16 protein-coding genes are annotated in these 19,917 nt (G+C 52.4%); 11 read left to right on the top strand and 5 right to left on the bottom strand.

From position 1 onward, the window contains the following. The first annotated feature begins 211 nt into the window (after window positions 1–211). The 5 genes from ABYW01_RS02240 to ABYW01_RS02220 all read left to right on the top strand — a co-directional run bounded on the left by ABYW01_RS02240 (window position 212) and on the right by ABYW01_RS02220 (window position 4,214). Window positions 212–991 (top strand): response regulator, encoded by a 780-nt coding sequence (locus ABYW01_RS02240; protein ID WP_372830927.1) that lies wholly within the window; start codon window positions 212–214, stop codon window positions 989–991. A 51-nt stretch (window positions 992–1,042) separates the two neighbouring features. Continuing rightward, window positions 1,043–1,777: a helix-turn-helix domain-containing protein gene (locus ABYW01_RS02235; protein WP_372830926.1), complete on the top strand. Its 735-nt coding sequence runs from the start codon at window positions 1,043–1,045 to the stop codon at window positions 1,775–1,777. A gap of 105 nt (window positions 1,778–1,882) precedes the next feature. Beyond that, window positions 1,883–2,770, top strand: coding sequence for a DMT family transporter (locus ABYW01_RS02230; RefSeq protein ID WP_372830925.1), 888 nt, complete (start codon window positions 1,883–1,885; stop codon window positions 2,768–2,770). 97 nt (window positions 2,771–2,867) lie between these two features. Next, entirely contained in the window at window positions 2,868–3,722 is an 855-nt protein-coding gene (locus ABYW01_RS02225; protein WP_372830924.1) for a methylated-DNA--[protein]-cysteine S-methyltransferase, read from the top strand. 258 nt (window positions 3,723–3,980) lie between these two features. Next, complete coding sequence (locus ABYW01_RS02220; RefSeq protein WP_372830923.1) at window positions 3,981–4,214, top strand: hypothetical protein; 234 nt, start codon at window positions 3,981–3,983, stop codon at window positions 4,212–4,214. Between the two features lie 89 nt (window positions 4,215–4,303). Here ABYW01_RS02220 and ABYW01_RS02215 read toward each other — a convergent pair whose 3' ends face one another. Then, window positions 4,304–5,428 carry a GGDEF domain-containing protein gene (locus tag ABYW01_RS02215; protein WP_372830922.1) on the bottom strand — a complete coding sequence of 375 codons (1,125 nt, stop codon included), beginning with the start codon at window positions 5,426–5,428 and terminating at the stop codon, window positions 4,304–4,306. 296 nt (window positions 5,429–5,724) lie between these two features. On the opposite strand from ABYW01_RS02215, the gene ABYW01_RS02210 reads away from it, so the two are divergent. The 4 genes from ABYW01_RS02210 to ABYW01_RS02195 all read left to right on the top strand — a co-directional run bounded on the left by ABYW01_RS02210 (window position 5,725) and on the right by ABYW01_RS02195 (window position 13,820). Further along, window positions 5,725–7,821, top strand: a complete 2,097-nt coding sequence (locus ABYW01_RS02210; protein ID WP_372830921.1) for a TonB-dependent receptor plug domain-containing protein — start codon at window positions 5,725–5,727, stop codon at window positions 7,819–7,821. Window positions 7,822–8,030: 209 nt separating this feature from the next. Continuing rightward, the gene (locus tag ABYW01_RS02205; protein ID WP_372830920.1) at window positions 8,031–10,172 is read left to right on the top strand and encodes a TonB-dependent receptor plug domain-containing protein; all 2,142 of its coding nucleotides are present in this window, start codon (window positions 8,031–8,033) and stop codon (window positions 10,170–10,172) included. A 31-nt stretch (window positions 10,173–10,203) separates the two neighbouring features. Beyond that, the gene (locus ABYW01_RS02200) at window positions 10,204–11,169 is read left to right on the top strand and encodes an ABC transporter substrate-binding protein (RefSeq protein ID WP_372830919.1); all 966 of its coding nucleotides are present in this window, start codon (window positions 10,204–10,206) and stop codon (window positions 11,167–11,169) included. Then, on the top strand, window positions 11,166–13,820 hold the full coding sequence (locus tag ABYW01_RS02195) for a response regulator (RefSeq protein ID WP_372830918.1): 2,655 nt from the start codon (window positions 11,166–11,168) through the stop codon (window positions 13,818–13,820). Before ABYW01_RS02200 ends, ABYW01_RS02195 begins: the two co-directional genes overlap by 4 nt. A gap of 17 nt (window positions 13,821–13,837) precedes the next feature. Here ABYW01_RS02195 and ABYW01_RS02190 read toward each other — a convergent pair whose 3' ends face one another. Both ABYW01_RS02190 and ABYW01_RS02185 read right to left on the bottom strand, forming a co-directional pair. Next, window positions 13,838–14,206, bottom strand: coding sequence for a hypothetical protein (locus ABYW01_RS02190; RefSeq protein WP_372830917.1), 369 nt, complete (start codon window positions 14,204–14,206; stop codon window positions 13,838–13,840). Further along, a complete protein-coding gene (locus ABYW01_RS02185) occupies window positions 14,206–14,691 on the bottom strand; it encodes a DUF2489 domain-containing protein (protein ID WP_193953690.1) in 486 nt (161 codons plus the stop codon). Before ABYW01_RS02185 ends, ABYW01_RS02190 begins: the two co-directional genes overlap by 1 nt. 53 nt (window positions 14,692–14,744) lie before the next feature. On the opposite strand from ABYW01_RS02185, the gene ABYW01_RS02180 reads away from it, so the two are divergent. Together ABYW01_RS02180 and ABYW01_RS02175 are read left to right on the top strand one after the other, a co-directional pair. Further along, a complete protein-coding gene (locus ABYW01_RS02180) occupies window positions 14,745–15,035 on the top strand; it encodes a transcriptional regulator (RefSeq protein ID WP_372830916.1) in 291 nt (96 codons plus the stop codon). Beyond that, the gene (locus tag ABYW01_RS02175) at window positions 15,022–15,462 is read left to right on the top strand and encodes a PaaI family thioesterase (RefSeq protein ID WP_372830915.1); all 441 of its coding nucleotides are present in this window, start codon (window positions 15,022–15,024) and stop codon (window positions 15,460–15,462) included. The genes ABYW01_RS02180 and ABYW01_RS02175 overlap by 14 nt, the downstream gene beginning before the upstream one ends. Before the next feature lie 9 nt (window positions 15,463–15,471). Here ABYW01_RS02175 and pbpC read toward each other — a convergent pair whose 3' ends face one another. Then, complete coding sequence (gene pbpC, locus ABYW01_RS02170; RefSeq protein WP_372830914.1) at window positions 15,472–17,796, bottom strand: penicillin-binding protein 1C; 2,325 nt, start codon at window positions 17,794–17,796, stop codon at window positions 15,472–15,474. Next, window positions 17,793–19,917: alpha-2-macroglobulin (locus ABYW01_RS02165; RefSeq protein ID WP_372830913.1), on the bottom strand; the 2,125-nt coding region annotated here is incomplete at its 5' end. The genes ABYW01_RS02165 and pbpC, both read right to left, overlap by 4 nt.

Raw genomic sequence — 19,917 nt, 5'->3', positions numbered from 1 at the left:
TTGTGTTACGGACACATAAAGTGCTGGGGCAAACAATTATAAGGCCTAAAATCCTAACTAGTGCCGCCTTATATAATTGTCAGGATCAACGTTTCTCTATATATCAGTGGGTTACTACTGTTTTTAGCCGAGACCGCTTCTGAAATGCTCATTCAGCATGCTAAGCTGCGGCTATCTGACAGAAGAGTATGAAAAAAGACAGAGTGAATGCATGACAGGTCTGAAAGTTCTGATTGTTGACGACGCGCGCTTTATTCGCGATCTGGTGTCCAAAATTGTAAGCAGTGGTTTCCCAAATTCAGAGGTAAAAGCCGCTGAGGATGGGGAAGCTGGCCGCAAGATGATGATGCAACACCAGTTCGACATCATATTGTGTGACTGGGAGATGCCGGGGTTATCGGGCCTCGAAGTTTTACAGTGGGCGCGTCAGCAACCCAACTATCAGAAAGTCCCGTTCCTGATGGTCACCAGCCGCGGCGAACGTGATTATGTTTTAAAAGCGGTACAGTCCGGGGTCAACGATTACATTGGCAAACCCTTTGAACCGTCCCACCTGATCGACAAGATCAAAACCTGGCTGGCAAAAGGCGGAGAAACCAGCTCTGTCGCCCGCCGCCGCGCAGCCGAAATGCTGGCCGCCGAGCAGAAAACCCAAAAGCCCGCCCCGAAAAAACCGAAAGGCCTTGCCCAACTGCGTTTGGGGGGTGGTGTCCACCGCTGTGCGGTGAAAGATCTGACGTTACAGCAGGTGCGTGTTGCCGTTAAACGGGAAGATGTGATTCCGGCCATGCTAGAGGCAACGGTTGTCGATATCGAACAGGCTGATGGCAACACTGTGCAGTTAAACGGTTTTGTGCGCGCAGTTGAAGCCCACGAACCTAAAGTTGATACCGCATTCTTAAACGTCGATGTACTTTTCGTGGATAACGATCCAGAGAAGATGGCGCTGCTCTCGCGTTATATCCAACAGATGAATAAAAGCGCCAGCTAACCCAAACGATATTGTCGGAGCCAGATATCCAGTCCTGCTGCAGGAGTTCTTATGTCCGCCCGATTATCAATTCGTTCCTATACCCGCGTGATGCATGCCCACCGGCATGACTATTGTCAGTTGGTATTTCCCCTGCACGGCACAATTCAGATTAGTATTGATACTGCGGCAGGAACAGATCGCGTTCAGCCCCCTTCCAATCAGGTTGGCCCGGGGCGTTGTGCCATTATTCCCTCAGGTGCCACACACAGTTTCAGCGCCGATGAGCAATCAAGTTTTCTGGTCGCTGATCTTGATCAGTTGCCAGAACCGATGACAGATCTACCCACGTTCTTTGTCTCTATCTCCTCTCCTTTGCTCACCTTTTGTCAGTTTGTCGAATGCCAACTGCAACATCGGCACAACCCAGTTCTGAACGAGGAGATTGGTGCGCTGTTTCTCAGCCTGCTGCTACAAGAAAGGTTTCAAGCGCGGCATGATCCTCGTATCTCCAGAACGATGGAATATCTACAACAGGATTTGAGCCAGACCATTCAATTGGCGGAACTGGCGGAGATCGCCTGTCTCAGCCTCAGTCAGTACAAAACCTTGTTTAAGCAGCAAACCGGTCTCTCCACCCGCCAGTACCTGCTTAAACTGCGGATGGATAAAGCCCGGGCCCTGCTCGCACATACGGATTATCCAATCAGCATCATCGCTGAACACGTGGGTTATCAGGATCTATCCGCCTTCAGTCGACGATTTTCCGAATACTTTGGCCAGTCGCCCAAACACTTCCGCACATAAGCAAACTCCGGCCGGACAGATAATTAAACCGGCTAACCAGCACAAAATACCAAACCAACTGCCATTAAACTAAATCTCAACAGTAACCGGTGAGGTTTTAGCACGATGGCAACATTCTATGGTCTAGGCGCAATACTGATGTGGGGGTTACTCGCCCTATTTGGCTCATTAACAATCTCTATACCTGCGTTTCAGCTACTATTTATCTGTTTTCTGATTTCTTCACTGATAATGTTTGTCAGACGCTTTCTTAGAAAAGAATCGCTGTTTCGCTTACCAACACTCCGACTCTCCCAATGGCTTATTGGCACATCAGGGCTATTCAGCTTCCACTTCCTTTATTTTATGGCCTTGAAACAAGCGCCCGTATTAGAAGTCAGTCTGATCGTCTACCTATGGCCACTGCTGCTGGCCATATTGGTAGCCGCACATGGCTACCGATTGCAGGCGATGCTGGGCGGCCTTATCGGATTTATGGGGATAGTGGTGATCATGACAAGTAAGGGAGACTTAAATCTGTCGATCGAATCCTCATTTGGCTACCTGATCGCATTGATGTGCGCTCTGGTCTGGTCATCGTACTCGACCTATCTGGCCAAAAGTCCGGGCGAGGTTGACGACATCGGTTGGATCTCATTGGCCGTCGCGGTTTTATCATTGCTTGCGCACCTGGCATTAGAAAGTGACTTCTCACTGAGCACTGCTCATTGGCAGTTCACCAGCAGCGCTTGGCTCGGAGCAATCTTACTGGGACTGGGCCCGGTGGGTGGGGCGTTTTATCTGTGGGATCTGGGACTGAAACAGGGTAACCAATCCCTGCTGGCATCGCTTAGTTTTTGTGCACCGCTGATCTCCTCTATCAGCCTGATACTGGTTGGGAAAGAGCCTGCGTCCATAACCTTAATCATCGCCGTTGCGCTCATCATGCTTGGCGGTTTCATTGCCAACTGGCGTACAAGAAAAACATCACACCCCGTCACCGAGGCACTTTAACTACACATGCAAGAATCGGGTGGAGATCGATTACCGACTGACGCACACTTAGATCACAGCAACGTTACCCCCAGAAACAGACCTGTCAGGACGCCTCATGAACTCAGAGCAACACTACAGCACCGTGGCACGGGCCATTGAGTTTATCCACAGCCAGGCCCGTCAGCAGCCAACGCTGGCCGAAATTGCCGCGGCTGTTGATAGCAGCGAATCCCACCTGCAACGGGTTTTCAGTACTTGGGCAGGCATCTCACCTAAGCGTTTTCTGCAATACCTGACGAAGGAATACGCCCGGCAAGCCTTACAGCGCTCCGATGACCTGCTCAGTGTAACGCTGGATAGTGGCCTCTCCAGCCCTGGGCGCTTACATGACTTAATGATCTCTTGCGAAGCGATGACACCGGGTGAAATCAAAAACGGCGCCAAAGGTATACGCATCGGTTATGGTTTCGCGCTGACGCCATTTGGTAATGCACTCATCGGCTGGACCGAGCGTGGCATCTGTTACCTGGCGTTTTGTTCCGATGACGAAGCAATACGTTTACACGAACTGCAAAGCCAATGGCCAGCGGCAGATATCAACAAAGATTGCGGCACAGCAGATCAATATGCCAACCAGATCTTTCCCTCCACACCGCAACCGGGAAAATTGCATCTGGTGTTGCGCGGCACCAATTTCCAGATCAAAGTCTGGGAAGCGTTAATGAAGATTATGCCTGGAGAGCGCGTCTCATATGGGCAACTGGCGAATCAGCTAGGCATTCCCAACGCACAACGTGCAGTGGGAACTGCGGTGGCAAAAAACAACATCGGCTTTTTGATTCCCTGCCATCGGGTCATCAAAGGGACCGGCGACAGTGGCAATTACCGCTGGGGCTGCGAGCGTAAACAAGCCATACAGGTGTGGGAAGCGGGACATTCTAACATTCAGCTTGAAGTTGATACTCAGTGAGTGGGGCAATTGCCTATACTCCGCCCCACCCATACGGAGATTTCCGCCTCTCAACAGACCAGAAAGCTGCGCCCCATCCTGGATCAGCCTCAACACCTGAACAGCCGTTAAGGGCGCCTTCAAGTAGCACGTTCTCAGATCAGTTTTTGTCCGTGGTCAGTTTTTTTGGTGAATTATTGAACAAATTATTTGTGCGACGCACAACAGATCAATATAATACTTAGGTCTTAGAAAATAGTACGTATCTGGAGCTGATCTATGAAAAACACTGTCTACACAGGCATCGCAAATGACGACCGCCGTATTGCCGCTGAACTGCAGGCAATGGGTGCTTTTGATCAGGCTCAAGCAGATGAGAAGTCTGCACTGGTGAAAGCAATTGAAGCGGCAGGTGAATTTGTGACCTGGATGCGCTGGAAGGGTGAAGTGGGTGTCTACGGTTGTCGCGTAGGGGCTGCACATGCTCGCCGTGCAGAGGCACTGGCAGCTTAAGCCAAGTGACCTTCGCTGCAGCAGACACTCACAGAGTTCTGCTGCAGGTTCTTTCCATCTGTTTGTTCTACTTTTCTGTCCGCCGGCTCTCACTTACGTGTTTGATTGTCCCGGGTCCGTACACAGTTACGCCCATCTTCCTTCGCCTGATATACCCCTAGATCTGCTGACTTAAGCAACATTTCCGGACCTTCCATCGCCTGCGTTCGTGCGGAAACCCCGACACTGATACTGCCGTGCCATTCGCCTTCACCCGCAGGCACACGCATAGCGTTCACCTGTGCGCGAACGTTCTCCGCGACCAGCAGCCCGTCTTCCAATCCTGTATCCGGGCAGATGATCAAGAACTCATCGCCGCCGAGGCGTGCAACAATATCATCGGAACAGACCGAATCCTTCAGTGTATTCGCCAGCTCTTTTAACACCACATCACCGGCATCGTGCCCATAGGTATCGTTGATCTGCTTGAAACCATCAGCATCGATCATCATGCAGCTCAGAGCTAAGCACTGTTGATCTGCACGCAACCATTCCTGCTCAAACGCAATCAGTGCATGGCGGCGGTTGGGCAACCCGGTCAACACGTCGGTCATGGCGATCGCTTCCAATCGAGCGTTGGCTTCAGCCAGATCATGGGTGCGCGCGTCAACCCGCTCTTCCAGTGTACGGTTCAGGTCCGTGAGCTGGCGGTTGCGTTTAGACACCTGCTGAAAGAGACCATTAAGTGCGTGCAACAACGGCTCTGTGGACGTCGCACGATCACGTTCCTCACGCTCGAATGCATCGGCGCCATTGGTACCTGCTTTGATCGCATCAACCTGACGCGACATAGACATATCGGTCCCTAAGATATGATACGCCAGCCAATGAGTCAGAAACTTCAACACTGACTCACCCGATTCAAGACCGTTCTCACGCAGTTCATCACGCATACGCAACACTTCTTCAATAAAGTGCTTATGCGCTTCCTTGTGGGGATTAAGATGGCGCGGGTCAATTCCCGCCTGCTCCATAAACTGTTCTTCTTCACTGAAATGGTAATGGGTGTATTCGGTCAGTTCCTGAATCAGGCTTTCCATCATGCCCACTGTCACTTCGCTACGCTCTGCCAACAGGTCACCAAACTGGTTGATAATATCCACCAGCCGATGGTGCTGCTGATCAACCTCCTCGATCCCTGTCAGAAAGCTCTTGTTCCAGCGAAATGATTCCATATAGATAGCCTCGCGCACCACACAAAAAATAGTGCACCATAGTGTGGCTAAACGCTGATCAGGTCCAGTGTGGACAATGGGTTACATGATATTGGTCAATGTTCATGCAGGCTAAAAGACGACCAAAGCACACCATTACCCGACCGGCTTTAGGGTAGGAGACGATGCCCGGCTCACGCTATACTACCGGCCTCATACGGCGTTATGGATAGAGCCGTTCCTCAAGAGATATCTTTCCTTGCTCTGCACCGATGCACGGATCCGGTCAGCCGCATAGGGTTCCGAGTTGTATCCACGTGGTTATTCTGAATAAAGCGCGACATTGGGCCACCTGTTATCTGCTGGCTTGCTCCACAGCATCTGCCAGTGCTGAACCGGTTACTGAGCTGTTTGATGAAGCCGACCTGCTCTCCGATATTCCCTACGTTGCCAGTGCCACACGCCTGCCGCAGAAAATCACCGATGCGCCAGCCTCGGTGACCATCATAGATCGCGATATTATCAACGCCTCAGGTGCCGTCACGATTCCTGATTTATTCCGTCTGGTCCCCGGCATGCAGGCCTACTCGGTCACCCGTAACCGCAACGCTGTAACCTATCACGGCATGAGCGGTCCCTTTCCCAACCGCCTTGAAGTCATGATCAATGGCCGCAGTATTTATCTGCCGATGCTGTTCACTGTCGACTGGGGATCGATTGGTATTTCATTGGATGACATACGCCATATCGAGATAATACGCGGCTCTAACGTTCCGGCATTCGGCTCCAACGCGTTATTAGGCGCAATCAATATCGTGACTAAGTCGTCCGTTGAGCAAAGCGAAAATTCCGTCAGCGCAATGACAGGAGCCAACGGCACCCGCGAAGTGCAATTTCGTTTGGGAGGATTATCTGGGGATAACTTTAGTTTCCAGCTGGCAGGCGGATACAGCGGAAATGAGGGCAGCGCCCGCTATCAGGACGGATTGCAAAACCGTCATCTGAACGGCTCAGCGGTCTACACACCCGATCTCTACAGTACGCTGGATCTGCAGTTTACGTTCAGCGACGGCTATAGCGATATTGGTGAAGCCGATAAAGCCGACAACCGTTTCGCGCGCCGGGAACATCAAGCCAACAGTCAGCACCTGACCTGGCAGCGCCTGCTGAATGAAAGCAATGAGTTGCGTATTTCGTTCTACCACAACCAATTGGATATGCAGACACCCTTGCTACCCATCGCAGAGCTGCTTGCGCAGGAAGAGAATATCGAACCGGCACTCGCGGAGATGTTTCTAGCACTCAGCCCGATATACCAACCACTACAAGGCACTTCACTCAGGCAGGACAACGAACACGGCAAAACTGACCTCTACGATCTGGAACTCAGCCATACAAGTCATCTCAGTGCCCAGCTGGATCTGGTTTGGGGTGCAGGCTACCGTTTTGAGAAAGCCATCAGCGAAACGTTACTGCAAAACAATGGCTGGATCGATGAACACCACGGTCGCCTGTTTGGTAACCTGCAGTGGCATGCGTTTCATGACTGGACGTTTAACGTTGGCACAATGATCGAAAAGAGCAGCCTGCTGAGCAGCACACGTATCTCACCGCGCATCGCCGCCAATTACCACTGGGACGATTACCTGACCTTGCGCGGAGCTTTTACCCGTGCCCATCGACTGCCATCACTGCTGGAACGCCATGGTAACTTTTCGGTCCTGACCAATACGGGTGATCAGTGGGACATTATTTCGGTCGCGGCCGAGTCAGTGGATAGTGAAGATATCAACTCATTCGAGCTCGGCCTGCTTCAGTTGTGGCCTGATGCGGATGCCCAGCTGGAGCTGCGTCTGTTCTACGAAGAGATCGAAGGCGGTTTTGACAGTCATTATTCCCCACTGCCCTCCGGCAGCGATATTGATGACCGTGCCCGCGCGCATGACAACGTTGCCGATTGGCACAATCACGGTGCAGAACTGGGCTGGCAGTGGAAGTACCGTCCTTACAGTCTGATGATGCTCAGCTACAGCTATCTGGATCAAAGCGGTGTCCGTAACCGCGGCCATCGTGTTGCAGGTGATCCCGATGATATGGACAGCCTGACGGGGCGATCGCCACAACATACACTGGCCGCACTGGTGAGCTATGGCTTCGAGAATGATTGGCGCCTGAGTCTGAGCCACTATCTGATGAGTGAAACCGTCTGGTTAGAAGGCGCAAACTTTCAAAAACCACGTAAAACCTACCAACGCACCGATATGATGCTGGCCCGCACCTTTCAGCTTAACGCTCACAACACACTGGATCTGTCGCTCAGCGTACAAAACCTGTTCGACCGGCGGTATTCCGAATTCTACGAATTCAATGAAGTGGACCGACGAATTTATCTGCACGGCCGGTTAAATTTCTGATTCAGGTTCCTGAGCTAAACATCTGTGCTATAACCCAATGAGTGCTGACGGATCACACTGACTGGGTTAGGATAACCGTTCAATAATAACAACGATATGGTTATGGACTGGATACTCACCCACAACGGCTTCATTCTTGAAGCTATTGTGATGACAGGCATTATTATCTACGTGGGTACCCGTATATAACCGCGAATTAGTACCGGATTATGACGCGATTACAGAATGGACCTGTTGTATCTGCGCTCTTATCGGCTTGGCGTTTTACGCGTTGTCTTGCTCCTTTAGGCGCTCTTTCATTTTCACTCGCCGCCCCGCTGACATTTGCCAGCAACGGCGTTACCGATTTCACTGAAGCCGACCTCTTTGCCGATATTCCCGAGGTGGTTTCGGCAACCCGCTTACCACAGCGCCTCACCGAAGCGCCTGCGGCGATTACCATCATCGATCGGGAGATGATTGATGCCTCTGCCGCCACCCGTATTCCTGATTTACTCAGACTGGTACCCGGCATGCAGGTCTTTCATGTCTCCCGCAATCAGACGGGTGTGACCTATCACGGCGTAAGTGATAATTTTCCCAACCGCATGGAGGTGATGATTGATGGCCGCAGCATTTACCTGCCATTGCTTTCAACGGTTGGCTGGGAAACCATCGGTATTGAACTGGATGACATTGATCGCATCGAAGTGATCCGTGGCTCCAACGTGCCGACACAGGGATCCAACGCATTTCTGGGTTCGATTAATATCATCACCCGCACCTCTCTTAACGAGCCAAATAACAGCGCCAAAGTCGTAACCGGTAACCGGGGCGAGCAGCGTGCAGAGCTGCGTCATAGCCTGTTTACTGATTTTGGGCACTTACGGATTTCCGCAGGTGGCAGCGCTCACGACGGCAGCCCTATATATAACGAAACTGCTGACAACCAATACCTGAACCTCAGCGGCTCATCGACGCTGTCATTGCGCGACACCATCGACCTTCAACTCGGCTTCGCCCGGGGTGAAACCTTTATCGTGGATGCGGGTTCACTGCTCCATGTCGCCAGTCCACGTGACCATGATGCCAACTTTCAATATCTGGTGTGGAATCACGCCGCCTCGGATGAAAACGAGTTTCGGCTGAGCTTTTATCACAACTACCTGAAGCTTAACGTCGAAGCGATACCTGCCAACGAATGGCTATCCCGCGAGTTTGAGGTAGACCTGGCGACAGCGACCGGTTTTGCAAATCTGTTTGGCGTAGACGGTTTGATGATCCGGCCCGACTCAGAGCACGGTACATCCGAGCAGTATGATATTGAGCTGCAACACACTCACTACGCCAATGAATCGCTAAGCCTGATCAGTGGCTTGGGATACCGTTATGAACAGGCCAAGAGTGACGTCTTGCTGGATACCGAAAGCTGGATCGTTGAAGAGCGTGGACGTGCTTTTGCCAACGCCCAGTGGAATCAGACCGATCAACTGGTCTGGAACTTGGGTGCCATGTACGAAACCGCCTCAGTCGCAAGCAGCCGTCTATCACCTCGTCTGGCACTCAACTACCTCGTTGATGAAAGCACCAGTATTCGTGCTGCGCGGACACGGGCATTTCGCATGCCTTCTTTGTTAGAGCGCCACAACACCTATTTCCTACGACAGAACGATGCCAACGGCAATCGTATCCTGGAACAGCAAGCCTCTGCCGCCGAAGGCCTGATTCCAGGTCAAATAGACACAACCGAGCTGGGTTTTTATTGTTTGATTCCAGAAAACAATCTGCAGTTAGACGTACGCCTGTTTCATGAAAGAGTCAGTCAGGGCATCCGCTCCAAATTTATCGAGGTCGACCCAGACTTGGTCATCGACGATCCCATACTGGCATCGCTGGAAAACGGCACGCGCATTACCAAAGGAAATGTTGAGTTCTTTGACGCCGAAGGCATCGAATTTCAGGTAAAATATAAACCGCAGCCCGAAACACTGGTGCTGCTGAACTATGGGCACGTAGAAATTGATGGCCAGTATCTGAAAAAACCTAATGATACCTTCCAGCTACACCACTATGCCCCTAAAGATACCGCCTCAGTGCTTGTCAGCCATCAATTTGATGATCAGTGGCAGGCAAGTCTGGCCCACTATTTTATGGGTTCAACTCGCTGGCTAGAAGGCACGAGTGGCAAAGAGGTACGTAAAGCCTATCAGCGGACGGATCTGCAGATTAAGAAACGGTTCTCGCTGACTCAACACACCGATGCAGAGGTTAAGCTGATTGTGCAAAACCTTCTGGATAAGCGCTATCAGGAGTTTTATGCCAACAACCATTTCGATCGCCGCGCCTATGTGGAATTCAAACTACTCTATTAATTGAGTAGCCGGCTCACAATGGATTGTGTCAATGGCAATATCGCCGCGTAAATCGTTCCGGGCATTCAACGCCCGCTGTGTGATCAGCTGCGTTGTTTATCTCTTTCTGGCAATGGTTCCAGAGGTTTTTGCGCGTCCGCTCGTTATACTCAGCGACGATACCAGCAGCTACCAAAAAGTGCTGAGCGGCATTCGCCAATACAGCGCTCAGCCCGTCGCCAGTATGTCCACCGACCAACTTCTGCTCGCCCCAGAACAACTGGATCAAGAGTCCTACGATTACTACGTGGCCGTCGGATCACGGGCCACCAACACCTTACTGAGCTTATTACCCGCTGATGCCGCGCCGATACTGTCCACATTTATCCCACGCCGCAGTTATCAAAACCTGATTCAGACCCATAGCAACAGCGCGACCGTGCTCGCCAATAAGATATCAGCGATCTACCTTGATCAGCCCTACTCCCGACAATTGAGGCTGGCACGTCTGATACGACCTGACGCAGATACGATTGGAGCCGCCTTTAGTTCACAGTCAGCACGCGATCTGCCACTGCTCGAGGATGCACTCAACACAACCGGACTGACATTGAGTCACCGGGTGCTGGACGAAGACAAAAACCCGATCAAACAGCTCCAGCCGCTGCTGGAATCCAGTGATATTTTTCTCACACTGCCGGACAAGGCGGTCTTTAATCGTACAACGGCCAAGTGGATTCTCTATATCTCGTTCCGCTTGCGTGTGCCCCTGCTAGGCTTCTCCCGTAAATATGTAGATGCAGGGGCCGTTGCCGGGGTTTACTCTACCGCCCCCCAGATCGGGCGATACACCGGGGAAGTGATGGCCACATTGGACCCACAACAACCGGTATTACCTAAACCCCGATATCCAATCTATTTTTCTGTTGCAACGAACCCATCTGCGGCCAAAAAGCTGCGAATGGATGTTCCTGCCAAGGCGGTACTTGAGCAGAAGCTTAAGGAGGCGGAGCAGTGATCCTGAGCCGATTCAAAAACATCACCATTCGCCAGTGGGTACTGATTATCAGCTTGTTACCCCTGGTGCTGATCACGCTGCTGCTTGGCAGTTATTTTATCCACACCCAACTGCAGGACACCGAAAACTCCCTGCGGGAACGTGGCGAAAGCATGTCACACCTGATGGCCTCTGCAGCTGAATTTGGCTTGATCACAGATAATAAAGAGATGCTGGCCAGCCTGATCCGTCACCCGAATAAAGATATCGACGTGGCGGATATCGTCTTCCTCAACAGCGACTTTAACGTGGTATTGCGCTCCGACCAGTACGGCTCGGATATCCGGCAAGACCTGAACTACCCACACTTCACCGACAAATATATCTTCTTCCTACAGCCTGTGACGGCCACCGGTATCGACGTGTTAGATTCGCCAGAGTTTACCGATTCAACCGGAGTTGAAGCGCGCCCCCCTCAGATAGGTTGGGTCGCGGTGGTTTTATCGAGGGTTCACACCCAGCACCGTCAGCAAGAGATCATCCTGAAGGGGATATCGATCGCACTCGTGGGTCTGTTTTTCACGCTATTTATCGCCATCCGTTTTGGCCGCCGCATCACCACACCCATTTTGCGCATCACTGAGGTGGTCGAACAACTTGAAAAAGGTCAGCTGGATGTACGCTCCCCACACGAGGCCACGGGTGAACTTAAAACACTGTCACGCGGTATTAACCGTCTGGCACAGCGTGTACAGGAGTCCAACCAGACTCTGGAAAGTCAGGTCAACCGGGCAACCACCCGCCTGCGTTCAACGCTGGTGCATCTGGAGAGACAGAATCTGGCGCTGAGTGCAGCCCGTAAGAAAGCCGACGGCGCAAACCGTACCAAGGACGATTTCCTCGCACGCATGAGTCACGAGCTGCGGACACCGCTCACGTCCGTGTTGGGTTTCTCCCGCTTGTTGGATAAAACTGATCTGCGCCCAGAGCAGAAAGAATACACTCGGATCATCAACCAGACATCATCCCTGCTTCTGTCGATCATTGATGACATTCTGGATTTCTCCAAGCTGCAGTCCAACGCCATTAAGCTGGAGAAACTCTCGCTGAATATCGATTCACTGGTTAGCGATATTATCGAAATGCAGGCCCCCGCAGCCCACGCCAAAGGACTGGAACTGATCCCGTTGGTCGCACCGGACATCCCGGCGGATCTGCACGGAGATCCGATGCGTCTGCGCCAGATTCTGACCAATCTGGTAAGTAACGCGATTAAATTCACCGACCACGGTCATGTGGCAATCCGGGTTTATCAGGAGAAACAGAGCGAAGACAGTTCAACCTTGCTGTTTGAAGTAGAAGACACCGGCGTTGGTATTCCCAAAAGCCGTATACGAAATCTGTTTCAGGCATTTACTCAGGCGGATAACTCCATCACTCGCAAGTTTGGTGGCTCGGGTTTGGGACTGGTCATCGCCCGACTGCTATCGGAACTGATGGGCGGCAGTATTGAACTGAACAGCGAAGAAAACAACGGTACCACTGTCAGTGTGTACATCCCGATGTACTGCCCTGAATCTCAGGTAATACCTGCAACCTATCATGGCGGACAAGTGCTGATTTTCGACCAGCACCCTCTCAACCGTCGCAACCTGAAAAACCAGCTTAGCCATTTGGCACCGAAGCCAATATCCATCACGACCTGCGAAGAGATGTTACGCCGCCAGTCGGAACAAGAGATCAGTACCATCGTCTGGGGCCTGGAACCCAACGCAACCCGCTCCAGCACCTTTGCAGAAGAACTACGCATCGTCTGCGCACAGTATCAGGGTCCGCTGATCTTACTGGCGTGCGAACCGCCTGAACTGGCCCTGCCAGAAAACATCACCGTACTGCGCAAACCCACACGGACCGGAAATCTGCTCAGCGCGGTTCTGCCAGACCGGTTTGATGCACCGGAGAATGAATACAGCGAAAAAGAGGTGGAGCTGCCGCTACGGATACTGGTAGCCGAGGATAACGACTTTAACCGTTTGTTGATCACTCGTATTCTGGAACAGGCTGGCGCTGAAGTCGTCACCAGCACCAACGGTGAAGATGCCATCAAATATGAACAAAAAGAAACGTTCGATCTGATTTTGATGGATGTACATATGCCAAAAGTGGACGGAATTCAGGCGACATCCGCGATTCGCCAGCGCAATAAAGAGATCCCGATTATCGCCCTCACCGCGAATGTTGTCGCCAGCGAACATCAGCGTTTGATCCATGCCGGTGCCAACACGGTATTGTTGAAACCGATTAACGATCAGGAAGTGAAAACCGCGATCAACGCGCTGACACAAAAAACCGCGTTGGCCACTCGTACACCGTCGGAAACCAGCTCAAATGCCCAGATGCTCGAAGACTACCAGATCAGTAAAGACCTTCTGCATCAGGAGCTTCTGGATCAGCTTAAGGGGTTATTTACAGGCTTTGAAGACCGCAGCTCCGAGAAGATGCGTCATCACTCGCACCAGTTGCTGGGGCTGGCCGGATTGTATGAACTGCCCGAGCTGGAGATGGTCGGGATAGAACTGAACCGGGCAATCAAGCAGGATAATATTCGTCAGACGTGGGATGCGTTATGGCGTTTGCAGCGGATGGTCGAACACAGTCAGTACCAGTTCTGAACGTATGTCGAGCGCGTTCAGAACTCCTTATAGGACGGCTCTTTCGCGATCAGAATCTCAAGTTTTTCTGCGACCTTACCGATCCGCTCACGGCCGTCACGACCATAGATATTCAACCCGGGGACAGCAGGAGGGTGTTCGTCATCCCCTTCATCGACCGCAACACAGAGCTGACGGATCTCCTCCAGATCAGGGTCATGCGGAATCGGCATACCCAGAAATAACTGCCAGGCGCCCTCATTGCCCTGATTGCTGGCGACGTCTTTTAATAGCTGCAATGTATCCTTCCGCGATGGACGATAGGTCGGCGCGCGACCAAACACCAACGCGACCGCCAACCCACCCACAATAAGTAGGGTCACCAGAAAAATCGCTACAAATTCCATCAGTGAAAGTGCTTTTCAAATGGATAAGAGGCCAGCAGCCCTGCAGCTTTCAGCAAGGCATCTTTGTGTTCTGCTTCTATCTGCTTCATCTCTTGTGTATAGCGCCACCGCTCCTGTTTATCCAGCTCCTTCCACTTCTTCAGATACGGGATATGACGGGTCCGCTCAAACACCTCATTGATAACACTGAAATCAGGTTCCTGCTTTAGCTGCGGCGACAAATTATCCAGCAACACGCTAATACGAATCGTACCTTCGGTCAGTGTCATCCGCTCATCATGAATCATCGCATTGGCAATCACATGGATACTCTCGATCAGGTAATCACGCTGTTCCTGCGCTTTCGCCTCCAAAGCATGCAACTTAGCCGCCTGCTCCTCTTGCGCTGCTTTGATCGTTGCCCGCTGACGCAGGATAAATACCACTAACCCAGCACACACCAGCAACCCAACGGCGATCAGACCATATACCCACGTCTCAGACATTGTCTCTCCTAACAGGACCTGTTTAGATACAACTCAAATATATTGAGGCCACTATGCAAATTCTCGCAAATGCGCCCAGCGTGGGCGATATTATCCACGAACTGTATCTAAAACCCACTCATTTATCGGTTGAAGGGGCGGCAGAGCTATGCGGCATTCCCCTTGAGCAGTTCCAGCGTATTCTGGATGGATCTGAGACCATCGGGTATGAGTTGTCATATAAACTCGCGCAGGGATTTAAAACCTCCTACACCTTCTGGCTGCATCTGGCGCAGGATCATCAAACAGAGTCGGTCGCGCACACAGAACCCACTTCACAGGATGATAGCGATGTCAGCAACTGAAACCCATTACCGGGGGCTGGAGCGGATGTACCATGCAGCCCCGATTAATAAGCTGCTGGAAAGTACACTCAATGTTGAGAAAGGCAGTTCAACGATCCTCAGCACAGTGCAACCGGATTACTTTCATGCGGCAGGTTCAATGCATGGCTGCTTGTACTTCAAGGCACTGGATGATGCGGCTTATTTTGCTGCGGCCAGCCGTAACCGTTCCCAATTTTTGGTGACCACCGGTTTTACGACATACATCACCCGCGCAGTCAGTGAAGGCCCACTTACAACCAAAGGCACGCTGATCAGTGCCGGTAAGCAGTTATTGGTTGCGGAAGCGGTGATGTATGACCACCGTGGGCGTGAAGTCGCCCGTGGCAGCGGAACCTTTATGCCCTGCGGAAAGCTGCTGGCCGAACAGCCGGGGTATGCCGACTGATATTGATCATCAGGGCAATACGCGGATCTCCACTCTATCTACATTACCTTGTTGATCAACGACACTGATCTGATATCGCCCTGCCCGCGTCAGCTGATAGGGCAAACCGTTCTCACTTCGGCCGATATATCCGCCGTTCAGATACCAGTCCCGATGACCAGATCCCCCTTTTGCATTCAATATGACATCCAACGCTTCGGTGCGATGTGCGCCAGGTAGTTGTAAGAGTGCATTCTCTGGCCAGCTGGTGATATGCAACGGAGATTCAGCCGTTCCTGCATTTTGCTGGCAGCGGGTATCCCATGGCGGTAACCGTTGCTGATTCTGCCAATGCAGGGGGAGCCAGGGTTCAACGGCTTCCGGCCATAGCGTGATCAGCACAGGTTGTAATCGGTGATCCGGAAGACAGGCTGGTTCAGCGCGCTTGCCACTCACCGGATCAAGCCAGATCTGATTCACCTGTTTATGCAGCGTCAATTCAGAGGTTTCGGGCAATGTCGCTGGAGCAGTATCGTTTAACACCCAAGCGTCATAACGTTTGAGGCAGTTGGGCGCGGTATTTTCACGGCGCGAGTGCTGAGTCCCCGCAGGCCAGCAGATCGTTTGCCGACTGACAGACTCAGGCTGCAGACGTTCGACTTCCGAGCGTGGCAGTGCCGCATGCACCCGAAACAACAAGGGCGCAGCGGTCACGCGGCCATAACGCCCCGGACTGGCACTGCCATCGGGTCGTCCAACCCAGACACCAATACTCCAGTCAAGCGAAACACCCATCGCCCAGGCTTCCCTATAGCCGTAGCTGGTGCCTGTTTTCCATGCTAAATCCCATCCTTGTCGGGTTTGCTGACCGATACGCCGGTAAGGGTGTTGGGCCAAGATATCCCGAATGATCCAGGCTGCACCGGAAGACATCAGATACCGCTCCTGCTTCGGGCTGTCAGTCTGAAAACGAGGGCTAATCGCTTTTCCGTTTCGCGCCAATGCACTATAGATCCCCAGCAACGATTCCAGCTGCACACCAATCCCCCCCAGAACCACCGATGTATTGGGTTTAGCACTGCCCGGACCAAAGGTTTTCAGGCCCCCATTCTGCAAACGTGTAACAAAGCGGTCTGCGCCGAAGTGTTCAATGAGCTGTACCGCGGGCACATTCAGCGAGCGTTGCAGTGCCGAGGAAGCCGTCACCGGACCATTGAAAAAGCCGCTAAAATTCTGCGGGCGATAGTGGCTTTTGAAACGTGGCGCATCGATCAGCAGAGAGTGGGAGTGGATCAGCCCCTCATCCAACGAAAAGCCATAGAGGAAAGGTTTCAGAGTTGAGCCAGGCGAGCGCACAGCCTGAATAATATCCACCTGTCCGGCACGCTTTTGCGACCAGAAATCAGCGGAGCCAATGTAGGAGCGAACAGCACCATCCTGGTTTCGCATCACCATGACCGCGACCGAATGCTCCTCACTCAGGGACTCCGTATATTGATTAACTAAGCGCTCCAACTGAATCTGAAGGTCATAATCCAGCGTGGTGTTGATCCTCCGGCAATCGGCGCAGTCCAGATAGAGCCGTCTTGCCAGCAAAGGCGCAACATTGGGCATTCCTTGTGCAAACGTCGATACAGGCTCCTGCCGTGCATCGTTAATCCTCTGCGCCGACCATAATCCCAACGATTGCATCCTCTGCAGTACTTTGTCACGTGCTTGCCGGGCCCGCTGTGGATGGCGGTCGGGACGATAATCACTTGGACGCTGGGGCAATACCGTCAGTAATGCAGCTTCCGCATCACTCATCTGTATAGCAGGCTTATCAAAGTAGTAATAGCTGGCCGCCTGAACGCCCGACAACGTGCCGCCAAACGGGGCTATATTCAGGTAAATATTGAGGATTTCCGCTTTGCTATAGTGCCACTCCAACTGCAAGGCCCGCAGGATCTGTGAGAGTTTTCCTGAGTAGCTGCGGGCGTGCGGATAGAGTAAACGCGACACCTGCATGGTTAGCGTCGAGCCACCGGACAACACTCGTTCACTGAGCAAGTTTTGCCAACTGGCGCGCAGCAGTGCCAGAGGATTCACCCCTGGGTGCTGATAGAACCAACGATCTTCGTAGGCGAGCAACAACTCCAGATAGGTCGGCGAGACCTGCCCGAGTGTTATGGGGTAACGCCATTGGTAATTGGCACCGGGAAACGCCCGTAATGGGGTACCGTCTTCAGCTAATACAACGGTGCTAACCGCAGGGATAGGGGCCATGGGATACAGACGATCCAATGATCCAAGCATCCCTGCAACTAGGGCTACCGAGAGGGCAACCCCGATGAACAAGCGACAAAGGCGTTTCATTCCCCGGCGATAATCCGAATCTGTCTCGCTGCAGAACCACTGTGGCGAAGTTCTGGTCGGTACATATCTTCAGCAAAGGTAGGGGGTACAGTGAACACGCCCGGCGATACCGCCCGTGCCAGATAGAAGACACGGGCGCTTTTCGCCCATCCGGGATTCAACGCAACGACATATCGATCATCCCGAAACTCCTGATGACGAATATCCTGCCCCTGCATGATATCCACAGGCGACTGACCATCAAACTTGAGGTTATCCAGTGCATAGGCCGTTGCTAAATTCTGGTTCTCCAGCTCTAACCCCGCTGGTAACAAATCAACCAGCAATAGATGATGGGTGGTTTGCGCTACCTTGGTTCGCAACTCAACCAACACCATCTCTCCGGTTTCCAGCGTTTGATCCTTCAGCGGTTTGCCGTCCAGGTCGTAGAAACGTCTGATCACATCAATGCCGTTACTTTCGGCCACGGGCACCTGTTTGTTATAGCCGGATAAACGGGCGGTCAGGTACGCGGTTTTATCACTCAGGTTTTTGATACTCAGGCCGTCCTTCAACGCTTGCGCCTCATACTGACTGTACAGGCCACTCAGGTCTTGAAGTGCTACCGCTTTATCGCCCAAAGTTAACTCGGCAGACAACGTATCCGCAGGCATTTGCTGCAAGGTTAAGCCCGCCATCACCAGTGCATTGCGTTCTTGTGTGCTGAGCCACGTGCGCTGCTTGAGTTGTTTATCCAGTGCAAACAATAACGGTCCCCAACGGGATTCGGGCAACTGCGCTTCCAACACCCAATACAAGGCCAGCGCCAGATCTCTGACTTTGCTACCATAGGTGCTGCTGTTAAATGCGCCAGACGCCAGTGAAAGCTGCGCCTGCGTCAGTGCTGCATCCGCCCTCTTTTGATCTCCCGCCTGCTGCAAACTGAGACCGAGCTGCAACAATCCCAGCGCCGTCCAGTTTTTACCTTTGTTGTTATACAGGCTACGTAACTCCGACAGACGTGCTTTTCCGTTGCGCGCCAGTACCTGAGCAGCATATGCACTCACCGCAAAACGGGTACGCTGCATATTGTTTGCATACTCACTGTGAATCCAACGGGGATTGCGCAGGTAACGCTGAACACGCTGCAGTGCTTGTTGCAGGTTCTGCTCGGGCACGCGATACCCCCGATCACGAGCACGCATCAGAAAGTCGGTCACATACACCGTAAGCCAATACTCTTCTGGACTCTGATTTCCCCACAAGCCGAACCCGCCACTGCTTTTTTGCATACCCAGTAAACGCTGGATTGCTAATCGAATCGCGGCCTGACGCTCCTGATCGGATTCACCCTCAATGCCCAGACCTCGCAACCTATCGGTAGTGGTAAACAGCTGTGAAAACACACCACTGGTGGTTTGCTCCAGGCAGCCATAAGGATAACTGCGCAGCGCCTGAATATGGCGACTGATCGCCAGCGGCGGTTTCGCTGATACGTTGAGTGATAACTCGGTGCTGGAAAGTATCAATGGAGAGAGCGCATCCATCGGTAAACTGAAGCTATCCCCCTGAGACAATACCTGCTGCCAGCGGGACTCGCTGGACGACCACGCCGGACGTGAAGAGAGATACCAACGTCGACTGAAGGCGCTGTCAGCCCCCTCCTCCAAACCTTCCAGACCACTCACGGACAGGTCAATAGCAGCACGTCCAAATTCCTCAGTCGCATGCACAGGGATCTGCACAACGGTGCGCTCATTATCGACCAGTGTCACCGACTGCTTAAGGTGATTTTGACCACCCTCTAATACCAATCCGGCGTCCAACTTCATATCCAAACTAATAGTCTGCTCTCGGCCACTCAGGTTATGTAACTGCAGGGCCAATTCTGATTGATCGCCAATCGCCAGAAATCGCGGCTTAACCAATGCCGTCACCAGTGGTGCGGCAACCTGTAATTCATCGGCACTTGAGCCATAGCTATCGTCGGAAAAAGCCACCGCCATCAAGCGCACGCGGCCGTTAAAATCAGGGAAATGCACAGGGACCTGCGCCTGCCCGTTTTCATCCACATCAACCACACCTGAAAACAGCGATACGATCTGTACGTCAGAGGCTTGCTGATCCCCGCCGCGCAGGCGG

The sequence above is a fragment of the Pontibacterium sp. genome, assembly GCF_041587635.1.
GTDB lineage: Bacteria > Pseudomonadota > Gammaproteobacteria > Pseudomonadales > Balneatricaceae > Pontibacterium.
The sequence above is the reverse complement of the archived record's forward strand: the minus strand, read 5'-3'. Positions and strand labels throughout refer to the sequence as shown.